The organism is Candidatus Dependentiae bacterium, from assembly GCA_040878395.1.
Classification (GTDB): Bacteria; Babelota; Babeliae; order Babelales; family Vermiphilaceae; genus JAKBEL01.
In genome coordinates this window covers 151,383-173,244 of sequence record JBBDMI010000003.1, presented here as the reverse complement: position 1 = coordinate 173,244, position 21,862 = coordinate 151,383, and the positions used below count along the sequence as shown (strand labels likewise).

The following is a 21,862-nucleotide window of genomic DNA, read 5'->3' as shown; positions in this document are numbered from 1 at the left end:
CTTCACTTGGCCTTTTTTATTATCTTAAATTATGCACTTCAGAGTTGAATCTGGGTAACTTAAACTCAAAACTTGTTTTTTTATTGCTTCAAACTACTCATACATGATATTTTAACATAGGGACTTTAAAAAAAATAAAAGAAAGGATGCAAAATGCTCTCAAAAATCATCTCTTGTTTGCTAACAGTATCGGCGATAATGCTACCAGGATGCTGGCAAGAAAAACAAGAAACTATACAAGAAAATCGAAAACCAAGCAAAAGTATACATTTACAAGATATGGTAAAAAATAAACAAGATGCTCCGAAAGTTCTGCGTAAGCATGTAGCTCAAGGCAACGTTGTTGTTGATTTCTATGCAAAATGGTGCCCTCCATGCAAAATGATGCTTCCTATCATTGATGAACTTTCAAATACATATGAAAATATCTCATTCGTAAAAGTCGATATCGACCAGTTCACAGACCTTGCAAATGGATTTGATGTTGCCGGAAAACATATCGCCATACAAGGCGTTCCGGTATTTTATCTCTTTAAAGATGGTGCTATAGTAGATCAAATAGACGGTGGCATGCATAAAGAGGCATTTGAACAAATAATGAATGCAAGTTTCGGACAATAACGACTCGTATTGCAATTTACTCGATAAATGTTAAACATAACAAATATAGATCACAATATATTTTTAATCATTATCCATAAGGAATAGATATGAAACGACTATTACTCATGAGTGCATTAATAATTTCTACCGTAAATGCAAAAGTGATTCACTTTTCTGCCACACGAAATGAATCTGCATTACAAGCATTTAATAAACAAATTAGCACAGGCAACGTTGTCGTTGATTTTTATGCCGATTGGTGTGGACCTTGCAAAAGTCTAGCACCAAAGTTTGTTAGCTTATCAAATGAATGCAGCAAGGTAACATTTATCAAAGTTAATGTTGATAGCTATAAAGAAATATCTCAACAATTTAAAGTACGTAGCCTGCCAAGTATCCTGTTTTTTAAAGATGGTAAACGTATCGACACGGTAACCGGCAATTTACCAAATGACATTAAAACAAAAATCAAAAAACATTTTGGATAATATAATAAAAAAATAAGATTGGGATGCATTTTCAATGCATCCCAATATGTGTATTTAAGAAATTGATACGATAACAACAACTGCACCAGTCTCACCAACAAGCATTCCAAACAAATTCAAACGCAATGGATTACTTATAGCACTACTTGCCCCCGACTCTGCCGATATATGAGATCCGCTCCTTGAACCATCAACGATCACTTCCATTAAATCAGCTGCAAAAGGCGCATTTGATAAAATCATTACTACCAAAATACATTTCTTTTCTATTTTATAACCTCCAAATAATCTAACAGCACATACCATTTAAAACCAACCCGATGGTAAAACATGTAACTGATGAACCGATAACAGTCGCAATATACCATCTACTTTTTTTTATCCATTCTGCTTCTTGCTTCTCTCGTCGCTCCTTCTTCATCTGTAGTTTTAATTTAAAACGACGCATTTGAGATTGATGATCATCTAATTCATCTGATAATGCATGCAAAAGTAAAAGAGCACTCCCTCCTAATTCAGCTCTAGGCTCCATATATAATGCTTTTATCCTTCCTTCATCTTTTATAGCATTACGTATATGAGGGTTTAAAGTAGTTCTCTGCAACGCAGTTGATAAAATATGCTGATCTATTATTCTTTTTTCATTTACCGGCTGACTATCAATTAATTTTTGTGCAGCTGCTTGAGTAAATGATGAAACTTTCATACCATCTTGTTGAGCTGTAAAAACAAATAAAGGAATCATCAATAATAATAAAATTTTTTTCATAACTCCCCCTTTTTCAAAAAAACAATCTATTAAACTTTCACAGATTGAGATATTAACAGTTTGCGCCAAATCCCCAAGTCAATATCCCGGTAATCACTGCAGTAAGAAACAAAGAGGTCCAATTTTCAACATTTTTCTGTGATAATATATGTGTATATATTCTTTCTTTTTGCTCTAAATCCTGCTGATACTCTTCATCTTTTTTTTGTAATTCTCCCTTTAATTTTGTAATATGAGCGTTACTGAGACTTTTTTGACTACTCAACAAATACAATATCAATTGAGCGCGTGTACCAATGTCTTTATCACCTTCTGAACGTTTTACAATTCTCCCTAATAATACATGCGCATCATCTGCACTCTCTGACGATAACTGTAATAACTGATGTTTTATATCTTTTCGCTTAAGCTCACTACCTTTTGGTAAATGCTTAGATAATAACTGCGCAATATTATCTTCAATCAATAAAGGTAAATCTGATGTTAAACCAATTTCAGCCGCAAGAGGATCATTAGTCGTCAATTCCTGACTATCGGCACAAAACAGATGTGCAACCCCAAAAATAAAAAAACAATATACAACTCTCTTCATCATTTTCTCCTTTTAATATATTTTCACCATAATGAACCTAAATATGCAATCAATGCAGAAAGGCCAGCCGCTGCACCTGCCGAAACCAATCCCGTTACAACTTTTCGAATTTTTTCTCTTTGAATTTCACGACCAAGAACCTCAATATCTTTTTTGAGTACTTTTTTAACAAAATAACCCACAACCGATTCTAATTGCTCTTTATTAACTTGCACTTCAAACCCACGCAATACATTATCTTTTCTTGTTCTAATAACACAATGCAAATTTTGATAGGTTTCAGGTTTTTTTGTTTTGAAATCATCTAAGACTTGAGCCATAATTTTGCTACGCTTTTTTTGAGAAATATATGGATTATGCGGAACGTAAATACCCATATCATCTATACAAACAGAAACATCCGGCATGTCTCCTAACTCAATCTCAGTAAAATCACTACGCTCTTGTTTTCCATCAGTTCCAACAATGACAACTTCCAAATTATCTGCACCATACGCATAAAAACCACATACTAGCACACAAAATAACATTAAATAACCATATAATATTTTAAACATATCGCACCCCTCTTGCTTGATATTTCTAACCTTGAAACTATACAAAAACATATCGAAAACTCAAGACTTTCTGTTAGCAAAACATTTCCAAATAGAATATTTTAAACCCTGTTGCTAAAATAAGAGCAGTTTGATATTATGTAATTAATAGCTATATATATTATAGGGAATAAATACTCATGAAAAAATTAATAGCGATCAGTATGATCATCTGCTCTAACGCCACGTTCACTTACCAAAGTTTAATAACACTAAATGCATCTACTCGTGGCATCCAAAATCCAACTACTGTAATTGATAAACATGCACAAGATAAAGCGGTCATTATGTTTTGTAGAACAGGGTGTCCATTTTGCTCATATCTAAATCCAAAATTTCGTACTTTTGCACAAAATAACCAAAACAAAGCTCAATTTATTGTCGTAAACGTTGGCAGTGATAACTCGTATAAATCACGTTACGGTTTTTCAACCTATCCAACAGTAATATACAAACAAAATGGTAAAACAATAAAAACACACGGTAGCAACAATGGCAATATGACGGTCAAACAAATGGAACAACATTTGAATTCATTTAAGTAATGCAATAGCCTGAGCAAAACGTTTACTTATAGGACTATTATCAGACAAAGCATCAAACCCTATATGCAAAAAATCAATTGGAAATGCTTCCAGCATATAATCTTGAACATTTTTTCTAGCACCATGCTTGAGCAACAATGCGATCGTTTCAGTATGTGCCAAATATGAAGCACAATGCAATGGAGTTGCGCCATAGTTTGATGTTTCATTTACAGGCATTTTATAGTTCGTTAAAAACATTCTACAGATTTCTGTTTTACCACAAAAACTGGCAATATGTAATGCATTCTGCCCATCAGCATCTTTTAGCTCAGGATCAGCACCGGATTTCAATGCTAATTTCACAAAACCATCCGGTTGCCTAACCAGCCAATACAAAAATGGCTTTTTTCCTGTACTACCTTGTTCGTATACATTGAAATCTGCACATTTTTTATCACAAGCTTCTACAAATAACCGTTTATAACCACGACCTAAAGCATAATGCAATAAGCAGATTCCTGTTTTTTTATTCAACACATTAACATCACATGACACATCTTTTATCTTTAATAACTTCTCTTGCAATAAACTCAACTGACGATTAATTTCCTCGTTCGTCTCCGCTTGTACAAAACTATCTAGTATTTGATTGATATCATTATCAGCAGACTGTATGCATATATTACTAAACAAAAACAAGCAAAAAACAATGTTGCGCATTTGTAAATCTCCTTTACAGATATACTTTTTTAAATAATTCCATTATTTGAACATATTTAGATACATCCTCAACATGAGCCTGTTTTTGCTTCAACTCTTGAGCCAACATTCCTGGGGTTAACAACGCATTACTATGCTCAAATTTATTCGCTCTTTTTCTTAATAATAGTTCAACTATTTGAGGATTGCCAACTCTAACAGCATAGTGTAATGGCGTTTCGCCTACTTGATCACGAGGATCAGGAGTTCTATCTTTATCGAGCAATCTTTGCAGTAATTCAATCTGTCCCTCATTAACGACTAAATGCAAAACATCACGACAACAAGCATCCCTTGTAAACATATCACCTGCTCCTTGATCCACAAGTTTTGTTGCCAATCCCCATCTTTTGTGTAAAATCGCAAGTTCAAATAATGAATGACTACCACATTTTTTATTAATATCAATTTTGGCTTTTTCAAACGTTGCCCCATAAGCCATGCACAAATCAACTCGCTCTAAAAAACATTGCATAGACTCTTGGCTTTGCACATCAAACCGAGTTATCACTTTAGAAAGTGTTTGATTTACCTCATCTGTATCGGCTGCTCTCATAAATAAACAAAACATCAATGCATACACAACAAAAAAAATTTTCATGACAAAAACCCCTTCTTTTAACATGAGACTTTAACATAAAGAGCATATAAGATAGATCCGCAAAAAAACAAGGATGTTTTTTTGCTTTCATTCGCGTGATCGTTTTTTTGGTCGTTCTTCAATTTGACATGCGCTGCTCGAACCTGTTCGCTTTTCGATTCTTTTGTGTGCTCCTTGCAATAATGCGCACATGCGAGGATATGGTTGCGCTAACATCAAAGGTGTATGCCCATCCATATTTTGTGCGTCAACTTTTGCTCCATATGAAATAAGTAATTCTGCTATTTCATATTTATCCAAAACCGAAGCATAATGTAGCGGAGTAGATTCTGAAAAATTTAATATATTTGGATCAATTCCATACTTTAAAAGCTTACGTACAACGCTCATTGCACCAACTCTAGCAGCAATATGTAGTGGCGTTTGAGCTTGGTGATGCTCAATACACGTAACAGGTTCAGTTGCATTAATCTCAAAATAAAGCAATGCCGGAATAATTTTTTGATCATAAAAAACTGCATGCGCAAGCAGATGTGCATTGGTTGCATCTTTTAAATCTTTTTTTATATGCATACAAGCATTTAATGCAGTAATTTTTTGTTGATAATCCAACATTTTTGTTTTTATCAGTTGTAATAATAAAATCGCGATTTCATAGTTTTTTACTTTTTCATCCAGTTTTTCAAGTCTTGCACCTTTGGCAAGTAGCTTCAGAATACATGTAGCTTTTTGATGTTTTTCTATAAAGCAGTTTTCTTTACGCACTGACAACATTTTTTGCTCCAGCTCATGTTGCAAGTGAGTCTCAGCAATTTCATCCTTTAAGCAAATCGGCAACTCATCAAGATTATAGTTATCGATATCTTTAGCAACTTGCTCAATAATTTGTGCTCTTAATGACTTAGATTGTGCTTCTTGTTGTGCAGCATAGGAATATAAACAAAAAAAGATACTCATTCCTATTATAATATTGAACATCAATAATCCTTTTGATCGACTATTATAGAAAATATCTTTCTTTATATTTTCTTGCTCGTATATAAACCAAAAAACCTAATATATTTGAGATAAACAAATACTATTCATCTGAACAATAAAAACAGATTATGATTAAAAAAGTAAAGAAATACTTTTACAGCGCTTCTTTTTTTAGTAACATAAAAATTACAATTGGATGACTTGGGCATCCCATAAGGGGCAAAAGGCATGAACGCTTGTAGCGCAACTGCATTGCATACGATAATTTAAAAATATAGTTTTTTCATACAAACACCTCTGATTATACAGGTTAAAGATGCGATTTTCTTTTTATCTTGTATTAAAACACATAACTGTTGTATCAATAAAATCACTAAAGAACAAGGAGATTAATGATGACATTCTTATTTTTTACAATTTTAAGTTTTTTATACTGTACACACATATCGGCAAGTGATAGAACAGTTGCCACGAAAAATGAAGCTATTGAAATTGAGTTAGATGATTTTGCTACAAGTCTGCCAGTCGATGTCGCTGATGATACTCAAGAATTTTTAGTAGGTACTTCTGAATATGCACAAGTATACACTCAGGCATTATATGGAAAAATATGCGGCAATAAATTCTGCACCGACATATTACGTGAACGATTAGAGCATCTAAAAGAACAAGATAAACCTAAATTTAATAGCCTCATTGGCCAATTAAATAAAAAAAATGAAATAATCAAAAAAAAATCTAACCCAGTGACACGAAAAATAGATCCCAATGTTCTAACTCAAATCGTTACACCGGAAATGATTACTGAACTTCTTAAAGCTGTAGAAGCAAAGCATAATGAACAAAATCAAACCATTACTACACATGAAACCACTATTGGCCAAAAAGAGAGTGAGCTTGAAACAGCGCGCCTTAATTACAAGATTGCAATAGTTACTACACTCGGTAGTTTAATAACAGCCGGAGGTGCTATTGCAGCTGCAATTATCATGGGTACATAAATCTGAACTTAAATAAAGAAACAAAAAAAAAGAGCTCGCTGTTTTAGCAAGCCCTTTTTAACTAAATCCAAATAGGTTCTTTTACTTCAATGTTACTTTCAATAAAGGAGAAACATTGTTAGCTTTCAAATCTGAAAGATTTACTAACAGTTCTTGCCCTTTACCTGCTTGAACGGTTTGACCAACAATAGCGATAAGCTTATATTGGTTTTTACTGACTTTTTCATACACATAAAATTGGTTCAATTTATATTTACTTCCCAAGTCACGTTTTGCGCACGGCTTAATTTTTCTAGCATCTAATCTACGTAACGTACGGCCACTGATGACGCCTTCTTTAAGATCTTTTGCTGATTCATCATTAACCAATACACGCACATTTTTATCATAAGTAGTACTATCATTAACCAGCTTAATCTTGCATGCTACTGCAGGCAACGCTAAACACAATAAAGCTAAAACAGCTATTTTGTTTGTTCTTATCATAAGGATCTCCATTTAGAGTTAAAAACATCTTATGACAATAATACTACAAAAAATCAATTAGATAAAGTACAATAAAAACTACACACAAAAAATTAATTCAACCTGAATTAATACGCCTATTGCCCTGATTTCATCATTTCCTGCGCCCTTGCCACCTTTTCCCACATACTTTTATGCTGTATAGGAATACAAGCAACATATCGCACAAAAGGACTCGCATCCGGATTTCTCGATTTTTCTACAACTGCCAATGTTTTAGCAGTAGTCAAAGCTTCTTGGTATTTTGGATTACGAGACGTAACTCTCATCAGTTGTTGCCTGATTTGATCTTCTACACTCACTTCAGGAGCTTTGCCCCTCTTAGATTTACTTACATCGCTTGCACAAATACCTGCTATAGATAACAACAAATTTAAAAATAATATTTTTTTATTAAACATACTACTTTTCCTTTTTGTAAAAAATTTAACTATTCATTGTACAACTCTATTGTTGCGAATATATCTTATTACACTCTACAAGTATATTTTCTTTAAATTGAGCTCGTTCTACCAGATCAATAATAATTTCAAACGGCTTTTGGTGCATTTTATTCATTGCTACAGTGTCAGCCTGACCATAAATTAAATGCGCAACTATTTTTGCGTTACGTTGGCGCACTGCATAAAAAAGTGGAGTCTCTCTATAAATATCTCTTGCATCCACATGTGCATGTTTTTCCAATAAGCGTTGGACCTCTTGCAAATCCTCCCGCAAAACAGCAAGATGTAAAGGTGTCCGTATCAGCATATCGTTCTTAAACTTTTCACGTTTTTTCTGATGATGAATACCATCAAATATCGTCTTTCCAAATTTATTTTTCTTTTCAGCATCAGCACCATAACAAACCAAATAACGTGCAATTTTAACATGACCTCTACGTGCAGCATAAAATAATGGTGTCTCACCTAAGTTATTTTTTGCGTCTGCTTGAACTTTGCGTTTTAATAAATTTAATACAGTATCATCTCGATCATGCAAGACAGCAATATGTAAAGGTGTATCACCTGCATTATTTTGCGCATTAGGAACAGCACCATAATATAGTAAGGATGAAATAACACTTGTTGCACCAACTGCCACTGCTGTATGAAGAGGAGTATTTCCAGTATGTGAGCATGCATCAATATCAGCATTATGCCTAATCAATAGATCATTTGTAACCGACACATCATTTGTCATAGCTGCATAATGCAAAAAGGTAAAACCTCGTTCATCGGTTACTGTTGTATCTAAAACATCAATGGTTCTATCTAAGATAAATTCTCTGTATAACCTCCCCATAATATATTTAGGAAATTCTCTATAATTTATTAACTTTTTATTTTTTAATTCTATACACAGAGGATGTAATGATCCCTTTTCAGCTAATTCATTTTTTCTAACGTTATCGCTACTGTCTGAATCTTGGCCTAAAGAATCAAAAGGCATATAAGCCGAAAAACATGCATCACTCGACAATATACTATCCACAGCCTTATCATTCATATCATCCATACATTGTGTAGCCAATGTACATAAACAAGCAGATAGAAAATAATATAAATAAAACATGATGACTCCTCTATACAAGTTACAAAGAGATAACATTTTTTAAAATAGATAAAAAAGCTTATTTACAATCGGTCTTTTTTTTGCGTCTCTAATAATTCTTGTTTAAACATCTCAATATATTCTTTTACATAATCACATGTTTTTTTTGCATTATCCAATGCTTTTTTTGGAACATGAGCATAATCGGTACGCAAACCTAACTCATCAACTGTCTGTAGATGCTCTTTATTACATTCAGCCATATCCATCTCTTTCCCTATCTTTTTATACTTTGCAAAATCCAAAGCAAGTTTAAGAATTTCAAGACTCAAAGTTCCACGACCAAAATCTAATTGATACCTTAAAGGCAACGACTTACTTAAAAAAGATACATCAAGAAATTTAATAACTTCTTCGTCTACATTATTTTTAATCAAATTCAAAGCTCCCCATATTGTATAGGTTCCTTGTTTTCCCCATTTCTGGCGCGTTTGATCTTTTATAAACAGTTGCCTATAATACTCTGCTCGCTGTTGCATATAGCGCCGGTCTTCTGATGGAAAACGATCTAACAGATTTGGAAACTGTGAATAAACAGATTGAGAAAAAGCACGCATGCCAGCTTGAGCACATATACCATTTTTTAAGGTCGGAAAAACAGTGAACATTGCAAAATTAACATGCGCATATAGTAACAATACAAAAGCGAACAGATGTCTCATAGAATAAACCCCATCATAAAAAAAATACCATAAAACTTAAGTTGAAAAAAAAAGGCCTTTAGATAAAGGCTTAACAACACTATTTAAGATTATAGTAAAACCGACAATTACGCAAAAAAAGGCGCAATAACCTAAGCTATTGCGCCTTTTTTTATTTTTCAAATCCAGTTAATCCCAATCGAGAGATCCTGCTGTTTGATATTCAGTCACACGGGTTTCAAAGAAATTCTTTTCTTTGTTCAAATCAGTAGCTTGAGACATCCATGGGAATGGATTTTGTCTACCATATATTTTTGGGAGATCAATACGTTCCAAACGACGATCGGTGATATATTCCACATATTCACTAAACTGTTCAGCATTAATGCCAAGCAATCCTTTTGGGCATGCATCATGCGCATAGGCTTTTTCCAAAATCACCGCTTCTTTTATAAGCTCAGTAACTTCTGCTTGAAATGCTTCAGTCCAAATTTCAGGATTTTCTGCTTTAATGGTATTGATTAAATCACAACCAAAAGCTAAATGAATACTTTCATCACGCATAATATATTCAAATTGTTCACCAATACCAACCATTTTGTTTTGACGCTTTAATGCAAGCATCATAGCAAAACCGGCATAAAAGAAAATACCTTCCATAATCACATAGTAACCAATAAGATCACGTACAAATTTTTGAGTATTTTCTGATCCTTGAGTGCTAAAATTCGGATCAAAAACCGATTTAGTCAACTTAACAACATAATCATCTTTTGCTTTGATAGAAGGAACGGTTTCATACATGTTATACATGAGATCCGGATCTAATCCAAGTGAATCACAACAGTAAATAAATGTATCAGTATGAATCGCCTCTTCAAACGCTTGACGCAACAAATATTGACGACATTCAGGATTAGTGACATGTCGATAAAGCGCCAATACAATATTGTTTGCAGTTAATGATTCTGCCGTTGAGAAAAAACCTAAGTTCCACAAAATCAAACGCCGTTCAGTATCTGAAAGCACATCTTTTGATTTCCACTGTTCAACATCTTGTTGCATAGAAACTTCTTCAGGTGTCCAATTATTCGCCACACCACTTTTATAATGTTCGCGTGCCCACAAATAGCTCATCGGCAATATTTTATTTGGATCAGTTTTTGAATCGTTAATAATTCTAGCCATTTTATTTATTTTTCCTTGTTATTGACATGAATCGCATTCAGGTCCGTTGAGAATGCTACACATGACATCTTTGTCTGATTGTCCATTGTTCAAAGCAATATCTTCTTGAGGCAATGCTTGTTCTACTGATGTAACTTTAACCTCTACTGACTCTTCTTGTTTACCATTTTCAGAATGATCACGTTTTTGAGTAAAGCCAAACTTTTTTGCATCTAATGTTGATTTTTCAATCTGTGTTGCACCAAGTGTACGCAAATAATAAGTTGCCTTCAAACCGCAACGCCATGCTTTTAGATAAATATCATTCAGCTTTTTGCCTGACACACCGCGCATAAACACGTTATGTGATTGACTTTGATCAATCCATTTGCCGCGCACTGCAGTCAATTCAATTAACCATTCAGGATCAATTTCAAATGCTTCTTTATACTTATCTTTTATCTGTTGTGGAATATCCGGAACCAATTGCACATTCCCATCATAATATTTCAGTTGATCAAGCATATGCTCATTCCACAAATTGGTCTTTTTCAAATCTTGCACAAGATATTGATTTAATACAGTGAATTCACCGCTCATATTCGATTTCACATACAGATTTTTATACATTGGCTCAATACATGGATAACAGTTTGCAATGTTTGAAATTGTAGCAGTTGGTGCAATTGCCATAGTATTTGAATTACGCATACCATGCTTCTTGATTGATTCACGTACAGGAGTCCAATCAAGCTTGCTATCACGATTCACTTCAATCGCTACGTTACGCTCTTTTTCAAGCAATGAAACAGTATCATAAGGCAAAAGGCCGCGATCCCATTTAGATCCTTTAAATGATGAATATGCACCCCGTTCAGCTGCAAGACCTGATGATGCCAAGATGGCATGATACGAAATAAATTCCATAGTTTCATCAGCAAATGTTAATGCACGCTCATCATCGAAAGCAAAATCCATTTTGAACAATGCATCTTGAAAGCCCATGATACCCAAACCAATTGGTCTATGACGTAAATTTGAAGTTTGACCTTCTTTGATTGGATAAAAGTTAATATCAATCACATTATCAAGCATGTGAATTGCAGTTTTTACTGTTTTAGCCAGTTTTTCTTTATCCAATACACCATCTACAACATGCTGCGATAAATTAATAGAACCTAAATTACACACAGCTGTTTCATCAGCTGAAGTATTTAAACTGATTTCAGTACATAAATTTGTACTATGAATCACACCTGCATGATCCTGTGGTGAACGGACATTGAAAGAATCTTTAAATGTAATCCACGGATGACCCGTTTCGAATAACCTACTCAACATTTTTCGCCAAAGTTGCTTTGCCGGTATTGTTTTGGCCAAACGAATTTTACCTTTTTCTGCCATTTTTTCATATGCAACATAACGCTGTTCAAATGCTGATCCATAAAGATCATGTAGATCAGGCACTTCTTCCGGTGAGAATAATGTCCATTGCCCATCTTCTTGCACACGTTTCATGAATAAATCAGGTACCCAATTTGCGGTGTTAATATCATGAGTCCTACGACGATCATCACCGGTGTTTCTACGCAAATCAAGAAAATCTTCAATGTCATAATGCCATGTTTCAAGATATACAACTGATGCCCCGCGACGACGCCCACTACGATTGATTGAAGCTGTTGTATCGTTTGCCACTTTTAAAAACGGAATAACACCTTGGCTTTCGATATTGATACTTTCAATCAACGCTCCAGTTGCACGAACAGGTGTCCAATCATTAGCAACACCACCTGACCATTTTGCCATTTGTGCATTGTCACCAATGCATTTAAAAATATGATGCAAATCATCAGATACTGTAGTTAAAAAACATGAACTTAATTGTGCACGCTTAAGGCCTGCATGCAATAATGTTGGCGTACTGGGCACATAAGAAAGAGAAGAAATTAAACGATAGAAAGAGATTGCACATTCAGTTTTATTTTTTTCTTCAATTGAAAGACCCATTGCAACACGCATCCAAAACACTTGGGGCAATTCAGTACGTTTATTTTTTTGCGCAATCAAATAACGCTCATAAAGCGTTCTTAAACCCATATAATAAAATAAGCGATCATTTTCCAAACATAATTCTTGCGCTAAATGCTCTAAATCAAATTCAGCCAATCGCTTGTCAAAAACATTCCGTTCGACACCTTGCTTAATACTTTTAATAAATGATTGACGATAAGCTTGTTCATTGTTCGCGTAATCCATTGGAACGCCGGTAACTTCAATGAACAACTTTTTTAACAATAACTGCGCTGCAACATAACCATATGCAGGATCTTTTTCAATAAAAGCAGTTGCCGCTAAAATCAACGCCTCTGATATTTCTGAAGTATTAATACCGTCATACACGTTACGAATAGTTTCTTGCATTATAGTATCAGGATTAACACCATCTTCATGCCCCTGGCTCGCCCAAGCAATTACTTTATAAATGCGATTAACATCAAAAGCTTCACGGCTTCCGTCATGTTTTATAACATATAACTGTTTTTTTATACCGCCTGTTACATTTGATTCAACAGAAGATGATAACGAAGCGAATTGTAAGGCATTCAAACTCGTTTTTTTTTCCAGATCCATAGCAACCCTTTCAGTGTTAAAAATAGCAACCAATCACTATAATTTTTCGTATACGCCCCCCTAACGAATTCAATTCAAATTCCAATCCGCACCTTTTCTTGCCTAAAAAGTAAATTTTAAATAAGTTACTATAAGAAAAAATCTGTATCGGGGCATATTGATATGGTAACCGTTTAAGCATGTAGAATCAACTGTTTTTTAAAAAAATTTGCTAACCATATTTTAAAATTTTTGCAACCTTAATCGCGACAAAAAATTCAAACTGTATGATTCACAAAACCAAAAACAGTCGATAAGCAGACCGTTTAATTGTAAAAAACGATCTCTTTATAAACATCAAAATAATAACCGTAGAGAAAAAATGATATATCATGAATTAAAAAAAAAAAGCTAACAGAAATTTCAAGAAATCTCACACTCAATACTAATGCATTATAATATAAGTATTGTAATGTCTTTTTTAACTTTTTTCAAAAGAAAAAGATTATTTAATCCGCTCTTTTTGCTTTAATAACATCTTCTTTTTTAAAAAAATTACACTCATGCAACAAACAAGTCAAGAAGAAAAAAAACAGCATGACAAACAGTAAAAGCTTAAATAAAAACCTAACCCATCTTATGCAAATACATAAATGTAAAAAACTCAAATCAATACATTTCCATTGACACCGCATAATAGCTACATGATATATTTGCACTATATAACCCTTTATAAATGGAAGCCTATTATGATAAAAAAACTATACATAATTTCATTACTTTCGCTCATGTCTTCAGTAACACAAGCAAAGGTTATTGAAATTGACGGACAACAAGATCTCGATAACAAACTAAAACATCCACATGTAGTCATCAAATTCTATCGCCCCGGATGCCCTCATTGCAGAGCAATCGAATCCGACTACAAAAAAATATCTGATAAAGCAAACAAAGATCGCAAAGATAAAATCATCTTTTTGGGAATAAACACCGATACAAAAGGAAACCAAACTATTTACCCAAAATGGAAAGTCAACGGTGTGCCAAAACTATTTTTCGTAAAAAATGGACAAAAAAAAGAGATTCCACGCAAAAGAGATTTTGCACAATCGTTTGAAAAAGATATTCACGAACATTTTGATTCAAAATCTCAATAATTTTGCTAGGCTTAACAAAAGACTACCCAAAAAAAAGGAACCCTCTATGAACAAATTGTTAAGCCTATTTTGCTTACTCACTTCACTTTGTCTTGCAGAAAGTCCATGCACACAATGTCCACAACAAATGAAAACTAAACAACTAAATAGCACGGAAACTATTGCGCCCATTTATCAAGCAACATATCCATTTACCTTACCTAAATTACCTTATGCCTTTGATGCGCTTGAACCATACATCGACAAAGAAACAATGCAGATTCATCACAATAAACACCACCAAGCCTATGTGAATAATTTAAATACAGCAGTTAAGCCGCATAAAAACCTTCACAGCAAAACACTTTTTGAGTTACTCAGTAATTTAAGTGCATTACCTGAAAATGTACGCGCAGCAGTACGCAATCAAGGCGGTGGACATTTCAATCACAGCCTATTCTGGACAATGATGCAACCTAATGCGCAAAAAATGCCGTCAGGGAAATTGGCTCAAGAAATCAATAAAACATTCGGCTCATTTGAAAAGTTCAAAGAAGAGTTCAATAAAAAAGCACAAACTGTTTTTGGCAGCGGATGGGCATGGCTTGTCGCCGATAAAAAAGGAAACTTGTCAGTTATTGCAACACACAATCAAGACTCACCGCTATCACCAACATTAATCCCTATCTTAGGCCTTGATGTATGGGAACATGCATATTATTTGAAATATCAAAATAAACGTGGTGATTACATTTCTGCTTGGTGGAATGTTATTAACTGGCCACAAGTTCAGAACTATTATACAAAAACACAACAGTAATATTTATATTTATTTTTACTATCATATTTTTTTTGTTATAGTGCACAATTATATGTTCACTGTATAATAAAAAAAGGAATGAAACATGAAATATACACTATTATGCCTATCATTATTTACTTGCAGTTTATTTGCATCACAAAATAGAAAAGAAGATATCCGACAAAAAAATCCATCTAAAGTTCAGATTATTTTTGAAGTATCTAAAGACCATGATGTTAATGAAGAAGTTTGGCAATATATTATGGACTGCATGCTAGATTTATATACACCTTCTTTGTCATCTGACACACAGCTTGATCAATGGATTGTGCGTTTTAATGATATGATAAAAAAAGTCGCATATGTTTCAGCAAAAACCAACAAAACACATGGCAAACTTACATTCCGTTTTGTAACCGATTAATAAGTCATAGTACACAATAAGGCAAAAGAAAAGCATCTAAAACATCTCGTTTGACCACCTTAGGAACCGACTGATAGAGCAAAACATCTTCATTTACACGCAAAAATTCATGCAACTCTTTTGTTATTTTTTTTGCCAATACATCTTGCATTTGATCGCTTTTATACCACACGCGCACCTCCTTGGTGCCAATCGCTTTATCAAAATATGGCGAAAAATTAACCGGAATATTTTCTTTTTTTGTCCAAGATAAAACCGATAACAATGCTTTAAAACCGAAAACAACATTAATATCTTTAAACTGTAATGCTATACCGGCAAACGATCTGTTTTTTTGTTTGTGATAATAACTATAACGCTTTGAATAAATGCCAAACTCTTGCAATTCTTTTTGAAGATTTTCCCATGCACGTAAAGAAACTGTATGCTCTTCAGGCAATGTAATAACTTGAAATGCCGACGGTGTACCAACACCTACATCAAATGGCTTTATTTCCCCTAATAAACCCAGAAAACTATAACCATGCACTGATGACAATGTTTTAATATTAGGAGAAAGATGCGCTTGTAATGTTTGCAACTTTATATCACGCTGATAATCTGCAAGCGGCAATACATGCAAATCAACTTTTTGTTTTAAGCATTTATTGTTAAACAGTTGTGCTAACTCACCAATTGTCATGCCATGCCGTAGTGGAATTTGCGCAATACCAATAAACGAGCAAAGCGCTGCATCACATATTGGCCCCTCCATAACATTGCCTAATGGATTTGGCCTATCACATACTATAATCCTTTTTTTATCCCGAGCGGCCGCTTCCATTACCGTATACAGAGTTGATATATAAGTATAATGACGCATACCCACATCTTGCATATCAAATATAACTGCATCTATCTCACTAAAAACATTAGAGGGAATATAACCTGACCCATGTTTATACAAGCTTGTCACCGGCAAACCGGTTTTTTTGTCAATACCATTTTCAACGGTGCATGCTGCCTTTATAGTTCCATCAAGCCCATGCTCCGGAACAAAAACCGCTTTTATATTAAGTTTTTTTTCTAACAATATATCAATGGTACGTTTACCCCGTTGATCAACTCCCGTTTGATTGGTAACAATCCCAACAGGTGATTGACCCAATTGGCGAATAAAATCGGATGACATATTCTCTATACCTAATCTAAAGGCAAAGATATTTAATGGAAATAAAAAAATAAAAATATTTTTCATATCAAAAAACCTCATACTAAAACGACTTGAGGCAATGGATGATACATAAATGCACCAAATGCTTTACGATAAAAATTTTCTAATCCTTGATTGACGCTCTGCGCCAATACATGTCTTGGTATTTTTCCTTGTATGTATTTACGCACAAGAGTACTACCCACAGCCTGATCAAAATCATCCGTAAAATGTAAAATCACTCCTGAACGCTTGAAAAACTCTAAAGTAGTCAATAAAAGTTGAAAACTATCAACTGTATTCATATCTTCAATATACAAGCGCAAACCACGACATGACTCTTTTTTCTTTTTACTGTAATAGCGACATATAGAACTATCGATACCAACATCACGAAGCACAACTTGTAACTGATACCATTTCTGTTCAGGAAAGATGACCGACTTAGGCAATGCAATACATCGATATGGATTATCAGTATCAAGACCAACATCAAACGGTTTTACTTGTGCAAGAATACCACACACACTAAAACCCCAAGCAGTCGTTATATTATTTATTTTAGGTAACACATTTACATCTATTTCCTGCCTGACAGCAAGCCTATCATAATTATGCATCGGCACGATATGCAACTGAGCCTCTTTATGCAGAATATGCATATTATAATAATGCGCTAACTCTGCAACGGTCATCCCATAACGCAAAGGAACTTGTGCATTAAGGCCGGCATTACTTAGCAAGGAGCCTTCAATCTTATTACCCAAAATATTAGGTCTATCTAAAACGACAACCGGAATTTTATCTTTTGCAGCAGCAGAAAGCCCTTGAAACAACAATGATATTGAAGACACACATCCCAAACCTATGTTTTGCAAATCAATAAGCAACAGACTGATATCCTTTAATTCGTCATTAAAACCATCTTTTTTTATCACACATGAAGGGATAGAACTATTTAAACTCTTTAGACCGACATCTATAATATCATTAGAAAAATAATCATATGTAGGATAAAAAATCTGAGCAACCTCAATACCTTTGCTCTTGAGCAATACTATATTTTCAGCTTTATCATGTGAACCATATTGCGTTATTAATCCAATACGAGGTGCCCTACCGGCGCAGATTTGAGATATATATTCAGCGGTAACGTTTTCAATGCCTAATTTGAATGCACCATTAGTTGATTTCCCCAATAGAGTTGGCGCAGGTTTTTTATGCTCCCGAAACAAAATTTGCGGAGCAAAGCAGACAATAGATATAATAAAAAATATCTTTGCCAATTCAAAACATTGATTAAATAAAAGTATAACCCCCCTGAACATTACTCTTCCTCGATTAACCTACATCCCTCACATTTTTTTAGATCTTCAGATTCAGAGTATCATTTATTTAATTTATAAATCAATATATTTTCTATTTAGAATAAGAAAAGCTATTTATGATTTATTTCTTACAAAAGTTCATCTAACATGGAATCATCTCCATCAATTAACGCTACCTGCCATGCAGATGCTCGTATTCGCTCTTCCCTTGCAGCTACAGCTTCAGGTCCTTCTGCTACAATACGCCAACAACGGACTATTATTCCCCACAAAGACTCTGGCTCTTCAACTTCTTGCCTCAGTTCATCATGGAATATCATTGCTCGCTCACGCACTGAATGCATATTAACTTTAGCTGAATGCATGCGCCGACCGGTTATTTGCCGATTGTGTAATCCTCGGACAAGATTTTGTTTCTTCTTTTTATCCTGATCGAAAGCATCATGAAATATCTTTTTAAATGTTTCTTTTTTTCCATCATCTAACAAAAAATCTTTATTAATTATATTTTCTATTTCCTGTTCATCATAGTGGCAACCAAAAGGCAACAAGGACTTGATTCTAATAATCAAGTCTTTGGATAAATCTTTTGAAGATCGCGCAAGCGAATTAAACCATTTTTTTCCAAATCCATTTGTTTCATCCAAAGGAATATAGTTCAAATATAATGCTATAAGACGCGGATCTGCATCACGACCTAGATAACTACACAAATAATCAATCAAATCTTCCTTTTGATGTTGCTGATAAATATCAGCTCCGTATTTGAGCAGAAGATCTGCCATCTGTACCGTTTCGACTCTCGCCAAACAGATACGGTTACAGTTAGGATCAACACCTACACACAACAGCTTTTCAAGCAAAGAATAATCACTCCACAATAAAGCCCAGCTAGCCGGTAGACAAAGAAAACCCTTATCATTCATATTTGCACCTGTATAGCAAAGAGCAGCTAATAATAATCGGCCAACCGTATAATTATGATAATTAATTTTCTTAGTCACTTCTTGAACAACTTTATCCTTATTTTCTTGTGAACCATTTTTCAAACACATAAAATAAGGCACCATCACAAGAGGAGCTTGCAATTTTTGCTCATCACTCAACTTAATACTTGATGCTAAAGTACAAAAATAATCAAAATATTTCGGCACTAATTCACGAAATCTGTCATGATCACCCATACTTTCTTTATAATCAAATTTCGTTACGTAATCATGACCACTGCCCGCTTCACATGCGCGCAAATGCCGCATAAAATCTTCCGGTGTTTCTAGTGACAACTTTGCAACCAAAGAAGTTGCCTCAGCCAATGGATCTGCCGAAAAAGCAAACGTGTGCATTAAGCATAAAAATAATAATGCAAAACATTTTGAATAATACTTGAAGATAGAAATCATAGATCGCAACTTTAATTAATATATTTTTATAAAACTATTACTTCAACTTAATGTACTATAATTATATAGTTTTAAATAATAAAAAACCCCGACACTTTACAGTCGAGGCTTTTTATTATTGTTTTTTTAATTCGATTTATTTCATCAATACAAGTAACAATGAAACAACTGACATCAATTTAATTAAGATGTTCAATGCAGGACCTGATGTATCTTTGAACGGATCACCAACAGTATCACCAACAACTGCAGCTTTGTGTGCATCTGAACCTTTACCACCTAAAGCACCGGCTTCGATATATTTTTTTGCATTATCCCATGCACCGCCACCATTTGCCATCATAAGAGCAAGTAGCACACCACATACAGTTGCACCAACCAAGAAACCACCTAAAGCTTCAACACCTAAAGTGTATTTCATTAAAATTGGTGTAAACACAGTCAGCATACCCGGCAATACCATTTCTCTAAGTGATGCTTTTGTACTGATTTCAACACAACGACGATAATCAGGTTGGCCTGTGCCTTCCATGATTCCTGGAATTTCTTTAAATTGACGACGAACTTCCATTACCATTTTTAATGCTGCATCACTCACTGAACGCATGGTAAGCGCAGAAACTAAGAATGGCATCGCTCCACCAATAAAAACACCAACCAATACAAATGGATCTAAAATATTCAATACAGCAATATGAGCTTCTTCTGCATATGCTGAGAACATTGCAAGTGCAGTTAATAATGCCGAACCAATTGCAAAGCCTTTACCCATTGCAGCAGTTGTATTTCCAATTGCGTCCAGTTTATCGGTAATGTTACGCACTGATTGACCAAATCCTGACATTTCTGCAATACCGCCGGCATTATCTGCAATTGGGCCATAAGCATCAACTGTCATAGAAATACCAACTGTTGCCAACATTGCAACTGCAGCCAATGAAACACCAAACAGGCCACCACCAAATTGAAATGCTAATAATATAGTTAATGCTAACAATACAACAGGAATAACGGTTGACTCCATACCAACAGAAAGACCGGTGATAATATTTGTTGCAGCACCTGATTGTGAACTTTCAGCAATATCACGTACCGGTTTACCTGCAGTGTAATACTCAGTGATTAAACCGATTGCAATTCCTGCAATACAACCTAAAACAATTGAACCAAAGAAATGCATACCCAAGCCGGTAAAATTAATATAGAAACCTGAAACAGCTAAAAACAAGCCGATAGAAATATAGGTTGCATTATGCAACATTGCAGATGGTTCTGCTTTGAAAATCAAGTTAGAAAATAAACCGACAACTGAACTTGCCAAACCGATTGCAGATAACATCAAGGGCAAAGTAACATAAGGCAAATCCATACCGTATGCATTTATTGCCAAAATAGTTGATGAAACCATTGCGCCAACATATGACTCATAAATATCTGCACCCATACCTGCAGTATCACCTACGCAATCACCAACGTTATCAGCAATTACTGCTGGATTTCTTGGATCATCTTCAGGAATACCCGCTTCAACTTTTCCAACTAAATCAGCACCAACATCAGCAGACTTGGTATAAATACCACCGCCAACACGAGCAAAAAAGGCAACTAAACTTGCACCCAAACTAAAACAGGTAATGTAATTAACAAAGTCAACTTCATGAGAAAAGAGATAGAGCAATGTGCCCAAACCAAAAAGCCCGAAACTCGCAACAGCAAATCCCATAACACCGCCACCAAAGAAAGAAACAAGAAAAGCAGCATGTTCGCCCTCTTCTTTTGCAGCCATAGTGGTGCGAACGTTTGCATCAGTTGCTGCACGCATACCGATAAAGCCGGCCGTCATAGAAAATAATGCACCAACCACAAAAACAGCCGCTGCTTTTGGAGACATGAAAACACCCAAAACGATTGCTACTAATGCAACAACAATTAAAATGATGCGATATTCTTCGCGTAAGAATGCCATTGCGCCTTCACGAATTGCTTGAGCAATATTCCGTGCTTTGTCATTAGTGACTGCAATTGCATTAATCTTTGCTAACAGTATTGCTACAACGAGCAATCCTAAACCTGCAGCTCCAACAAATAAAGCTACATAATGGGTCATGTCCATAAAAACTCCAACTA

The 21,862-nt window shown here is 34.6% G+C and carries 24 protein-coding genes; 7 read left to right on the top strand and 17 right to left on the bottom strand.

Going from position 1 to position 21,862, the window contains the following annotated elements; all coding sequences use genetic code 11:
* Positions 1-153 precede the first annotated feature (153 nt).
* Both WD055_01270 and trxA read left to right on the top strand, forming a co-directional pair.
* Positions 154-621 carry a thioredoxin family protein gene (locus WD055_01270; GenBank protein ID MEX0848841.1) on the top strand — a complete coding sequence of 156 codons (468 nt, stop codon included), beginning with the start codon at positions 154-156 and terminating at the stop codon, positions 619-621.
* Between the two features lie 89 nt (positions 622-710).
* Positions 711-1,091, top strand: coding sequence for a thioredoxin (gene trxA, locus WD055_01265; GenBank protein ID MEX0848840.1), 381 nt, complete (start codon positions 711-713; stop codon positions 1,089-1,091).
* A gap of 54 nt (positions 1,092-1,145) precedes the next feature.
* Here the strand turns inward: trxA and WD055_01260 are convergent, their stop codons facing one another.
* The 4 genes from WD055_01260 to WD055_01245 are packed head-to-tail and all read right to left on the bottom strand — an operon-like array spanning position 1,146 to position 3,009.
* Complete coding sequence (locus WD055_01260) at positions 1,146-1,334, bottom strand: hypothetical protein (protein MEX0848839.1); 189 nt, start codon at positions 1,332-1,334, stop codon at positions 1,146-1,148.
* 46 nt (positions 1,335-1,380) lie between these two features.
* The gene (locus tag WD055_01255) at positions 1,381-1,860 is read right to left on the bottom strand and encodes a hypothetical protein (GenBank protein ID MEX0848838.1); all 480 of its coding nucleotides are present in this window, start codon (positions 1,858-1,860) and stop codon (positions 1,381-1,383) included.
* Between the two features lie 52 nt (positions 1,861-1,912).
* Positions 1,913-2,455, bottom strand: coding sequence for a hypothetical protein (locus WD055_01250; GenBank protein ID MEX0848837.1), 543 nt, complete (start codon positions 2,453-2,455; stop codon positions 1,913-1,915).
* A 20-nt stretch (positions 2,456-2,475) separates the two neighbouring features.
* A complete protein-coding gene (locus WD055_01245) occupies positions 2,476-3,009 on the bottom strand; it encodes a hypothetical protein (GenBank protein ID MEX0848836.1) in 534 nt (177 codons plus the stop codon).
* Positions 3,010-3,188: 179 nt separating this feature from the next.
* On the opposite strand from WD055_01245, the gene WD055_01240 reads away from it, so the two are divergent.
* Positions 3,189-3,593: a thioredoxin family protein gene (locus tag WD055_01240; GenBank protein MEX0848835.1), complete on the top strand. Its 405-nt coding sequence runs from the start codon at positions 3,189-3,191 to the stop codon at positions 3,591-3,593.
* On the opposite strand, the gene WD055_01235 is transcribed toward WD055_01240, so the two are convergent.
* The 3 genes from WD055_01235 to WD055_01225 all read right to left on the bottom strand — a co-directional run bounded on the left by WD055_01235 (position 3,582) and on the right by WD055_01225 (position 5,913).
* Positions 3,582-4,295 carry an ankyrin repeat domain-containing protein gene (locus WD055_01235; GenBank protein ID MEX0848834.1) on the bottom strand — a complete coding sequence of 238 codons (714 nt, stop codon included), beginning with the start codon at positions 4,293-4,295 and terminating at the stop codon, positions 3,582-3,584. The two genes, WD055_01240 and WD055_01235, sit on opposite strands and share 12 nt — an antisense overlap.
* Before the next feature lie 13 nt (positions 4,296-4,308).
* Positions 4,309-4,935: an ankyrin repeat domain-containing protein gene (locus tag WD055_01230; GenBank protein ID MEX0848833.1), complete on the bottom strand. Its 627-nt coding sequence runs from the start codon at positions 4,933-4,935 to the stop codon at positions 4,309-4,311.
* Between the two features lie 87 nt (positions 4,936-5,022).
* Positions 5,023-5,913, bottom strand: a complete 891-nt coding sequence (locus tag WD055_01225) for an ankyrin repeat domain-containing protein (GenBank protein ID MEX0848832.1) — start codon at positions 5,911-5,913, stop codon at positions 5,023-5,025.
* Between the two features lie 392 nt (positions 5,914-6,305).
* Between WD055_01225 and WD055_01220 the strand changes: the two genes are divergently transcribed.
* Positions 6,306-6,914: a hypothetical protein gene (locus WD055_01220; GenBank protein ID MEX0848831.1), complete on the top strand. Its 609-nt coding sequence runs from the start codon at positions 6,306-6,308 to the stop codon at positions 6,912-6,914.
* Between the two features lie 81 nt (positions 6,915-6,995).
* Here the strand turns inward: WD055_01220 and WD055_01215 are convergent, their stop codons facing one another.
* From WD055_01215 to WD055_01190, 6 genes are all read right to left on the bottom strand, one after another.
* Positions 6,996-7,400 (bottom strand): hypothetical protein, encoded by a 405-nt coding sequence (locus tag WD055_01215; protein MEX0848830.1) that lies wholly within the window; start codon positions 7,398-7,400, stop codon positions 6,996-6,998.
* Positions 7,401-7,516: 116 nt separating this feature from the next.
* A complete protein-coding gene (locus WD055_01210) occupies positions 7,517-7,840 on the bottom strand; it encodes a hypothetical protein (GenBank protein MEX0848829.1) in 324 nt (107 codons plus the stop codon).
* 46 nt (positions 7,841-7,886) lie between these two features.
* Positions 7,887-8,993, bottom strand: coding sequence for an ankyrin repeat domain-containing protein (locus tag WD055_01205; GenBank protein MEX0848828.1), 1,107 nt, complete (start codon positions 8,991-8,993; stop codon positions 7,887-7,889).
* A 62-nt stretch (positions 8,994-9,055) separates the two neighbouring features.
* Entirely contained in the window at positions 9,056-9,694 is a 639-nt protein-coding gene (locus WD055_01200; GenBank protein MEX0848827.1) for a hypothetical protein, read from the bottom strand.
* Between the two features lie 168 nt (positions 9,695-9,862).
* Positions 9,863-10,861 (bottom strand): ribonucleotide-diphosphate reductase subunit beta, encoded by a 999-nt coding sequence (locus tag WD055_01195; protein MEX0848826.1) that lies wholly within the window; start codon positions 10,859-10,861, stop codon positions 9,863-9,865.
* An 18-nt stretch (positions 10,862-10,879) separates the two neighbouring features.
* On the bottom strand, positions 10,880-13,474 hold the full coding sequence (locus WD055_01190) for a ribonucleoside-diphosphate reductase subunit alpha (GenBank protein MEX0848825.1): 2,595 nt from the start codon (positions 13,472-13,474) through the stop codon (positions 10,880-10,882).
* 728 nt (positions 13,475-14,202) lie between these two features.
* On the opposite strand from WD055_01190, the gene WD055_01185 reads away from it, so the two are divergent.
* The 3 genes from WD055_01185 (at position 14,203) to WD055_01175 (ending at position 15,815) form a co-directional block, all read left to right on the top strand.
* Positions 14,203-14,610 carry a thioredoxin family protein gene (locus tag WD055_01185; protein ID MEX0848824.1) on the top strand — a complete coding sequence of 136 codons (408 nt, stop codon included), beginning with the start codon at positions 14,203-14,205 and terminating at the stop codon, positions 14,608-14,610.
* Between the two features lie 127 nt (positions 14,611-14,737).
* Positions 14,738-15,409, top strand: coding sequence for a superoxide dismutase (locus WD055_01180; protein ID MEX0848823.1), 672 nt, complete (start codon positions 14,738-14,740; stop codon positions 15,407-15,409).
* A gap of 85 nt (positions 15,410-15,494) precedes the next feature.
* Positions 15,495-15,815, top strand: coding sequence for a hypothetical protein (locus WD055_01175; GenBank protein MEX0848822.1), 321 nt, complete (start codon positions 15,495-15,497; stop codon positions 15,813-15,815).
* Between the two features lie 4 nt (positions 15,816-15,819).
* On the opposite strand, the gene WD055_01170 is transcribed toward WD055_01175, so the two are convergent.
* The 4 genes from WD055_01170 to WD055_01155 form a co-directional block, all read right to left on the bottom strand.
* Positions 15,820-17,052: a DUF1343 domain-containing protein gene (locus tag WD055_01170; GenBank protein MEX0848821.1), complete on the bottom strand. Its 1,233-nt coding sequence runs from the start codon at positions 17,050-17,052 to the stop codon at positions 15,820-15,822.
* Positions 17,053-17,063: 11 nt separating this feature from the next.
* Positions 17,064-18,335: an exo-beta-N-acetylmuramidase NamZ domain-containing protein gene (locus WD055_01165; GenBank protein MEX0848820.1), complete on the bottom strand. Its 1,272-nt coding sequence runs from the start codon at positions 18,333-18,335 to the stop codon at positions 17,064-17,066.
* Positions 18,336-18,463: 128 nt separating this feature from the next.
* Positions 18,464-19,678, bottom strand: a complete 1,215-nt coding sequence (locus tag WD055_01160) for a hypothetical protein (GenBank protein MEX0848819.1) — start codon at positions 19,676-19,678, stop codon at positions 18,464-18,466.
* 193 nt (positions 19,679-19,871) lie between these two features.
* Entirely contained in the window at positions 19,872-21,848 is a 1,977-nt protein-coding gene (locus tag WD055_01155; GenBank protein MEX0848818.1) for a sodium-translocating pyrophosphatase, read from the bottom strand.
* Between the last annotated feature and the right edge of the window lie 14 nt (positions 21,849-21,862).